The 2,007-nt window shown below is 43.9% G+C and carries 3 protein-coding genes; 2 read left to right on the plus strand and 1 reads right to left on the minus strand.

Annotation, left to right across the window (positions count from 1 at the left end):
- Window positions 1-8: 8 nt before the first annotated feature.
- Window positions 9-170, plus strand: a complete 162-nt coding sequence (locus tag VK541_RS25890) for a DUF2461 family protein (protein WP_414692642.1) — start codon at window positions 9-11, stop codon at window positions 168-170.
- Here the strand turns inward: VK541_RS25890 and VK541_RS23310 are convergent, their stop codons facing one another.
- Window positions 171-866, minus strand: a complete 696-nt coding sequence (locus VK541_RS23310; protein ID WP_324372985.1) for a uracil-DNA glycosylase family protein — start codon at window positions 864-866, stop codon at window positions 171-173.
- Between the two features lie 109 nt (window positions 867-975).
- Between VK541_RS23310 and VK541_RS23315 the strand changes: the two genes are divergently transcribed.
- Window positions 976-1,818: a sulfurtransferase gene (locus VK541_RS23315; RefSeq protein WP_324372986.1), complete on the plus strand. Its 843-nt coding sequence runs from the start codon at window positions 976-978 to the stop codon at window positions 1,816-1,818.
- The last annotated feature ends 189 nt before the right edge of the window (window positions 1,819-2,007 follow it).

Genomic DNA, 2,007 nt, shown 5'->3' on the forward strand with positions numbered 1-2,007 from the left:
TTGATCTATTGCGTTATAAACAGTTCCTGCTCATCAGAAGGTTTACGGACGAGGAGGTTTTAAATGAAGGCTTCCTTTCCGCAGCGGCTGAAACGTTCAGGAATATGCGGCCTTTTTTTGATTACATGAGCGAAATACTGACCACCGACATTAACGGATTGGAGTTATGACTACTTGATACTGTCAAATGCCAAAAGATATTTATCAATGTAGAATTGCTTTTGCTTGTTTTTGTATTGCATGATAAACCTGGGATGTTCGAGCGCGATGATCTTTTTGAAAAAGCCATGTTCTTCATTGAGCTTAGTTAGAAACTTTTCGTTCTTGCCTGTGCCAAAGCAAAAACAAGTATTCGTATTTACTCCCATAGCGATCAGTTTGTTTACACTTTCGATCATAAAATCCTTAACAGCAGCAATTAGTTCTTTGCTGTCGTAATAATTGTAATTCTTTTCTTTCCCGTTGAGGTCTACCGAAGTAAAACCAAGCGGACAAGGTGAATTGATGTAAAAATCTTTATAAAAAGCTTCGGGACCGCCATAGGCTTCGATCATTTCGTAAACAAATACAGAGGATGGTTCATGGGTGATCCTGCCTTGATACGGAATGCCGCATTCTTTCATTAACCGCTTGGGATCGGTAAACGGCACACCGGTAAGTCCGGCCCCCAGCCTGCTTGGATTGATGCCGAGGATGAGGTGTCGCTGTTTAGTATCGTTGTAGTATTTGTGGTAAAAGAGTTCGACAATCTCCATTGTTTGTTCGAACTCCTCAAAGGGGTTCATGATGTGGATGCCAGGTGGCAAAACACCGCCAGTGTATTTGAGTTGCTTGTTGAAAAGGATCGCTTTGTCTGCAAATGTCATAAGCTCAAGTTAGAAATATTTTTTGAACAAGATTTACCAGTGATAATGGTTTATCTTAACTTTGAATACACGACGCAACAAACTTGAACAGACGAAACAACGAACCATCATGAGCAGGAAACTATCACCAATTATAAAATCCGAAGATTTAATCAAGTTAAGCCAATCTCAGGAGATTGTGCTGATCGATGCCAGCGCCGGTTCCCAAGCCAGATATGATCAAGACCATTTGGCCGGGGCACTCTTTGCCGATGTCAATACCGATCTGGCAAACATCGGGGATTTCGCCATCGGCGGAAGACATCCATTGCCAACTCCAGGGCAATTCGCGGGGATGCTGCAGAGATTTGGGATCTCTAAAGACAGCCATGTTATTGTGTATGATGACAAAATGGGTGGCAACGCTGCTGCGAGACTTTGGTGGATGCTGAAAGCCGTTGGCCATGAGAAAGTACAGGTTATTGACGGCGGATTTGATGCAGCTGTAAAGGCAGGTTTTCCGACAAGCTCAGCTGCAGAGACCCCAAAGCACGCAGCACCATATCCGGTTGGGGACTGGATTTTGCCTTTATCAGATATTAAAGAAGTGGAAAGCCTAGCAAAAACAGAAGATCATATCGTGATCGATGTTCGTGACGCCAACCGTTTTGCAGGGTTAGCTGAGCCAATTGACCTGATTGCAGGCCACATTCCCGGTGCTGCAAATATTCCGTATACAGAAAATCTGGAAGCTGACGGCACATTCCTGACACCTGATGTATTGAAAGAAAAGTATACAAGCGCACTTGCAAATGTGAAGCCTGAAAATGTAATTGTTCATTGCGGATCAGGTATCACCGCCTGTCACACGCTTCTGGCTATGGACTACGCAGGTTTACCGATCCCTAAATTGTATGTAGGTTCCTGGAGCGAATGGAGCAGGAATAATAAGGAAATGGTGCTGGCTGGATAACGACAAGTGACCACACGATGAAAAAACACAGCTTCATGATGAAACCAGCCCTCAGGATATCAGCATTGATTACATTATTATACCTGTTCCTGCCTGTCGTCTTTTTATCAGCTCAAACACCCGTGAACAGCGGCAATGACCGGACAGTCAATATCATTGCTTTACAGGCGGGAACCAGGCATAGCGAAA

It is taken from the genome of Pedobacter sp., assembly GCF_035317785.1.
GTDB lineage: Bacteria > Bacteroidota > Bacteroidia > Sphingobacteriales > Sphingobacteriaceae > Pedobacter.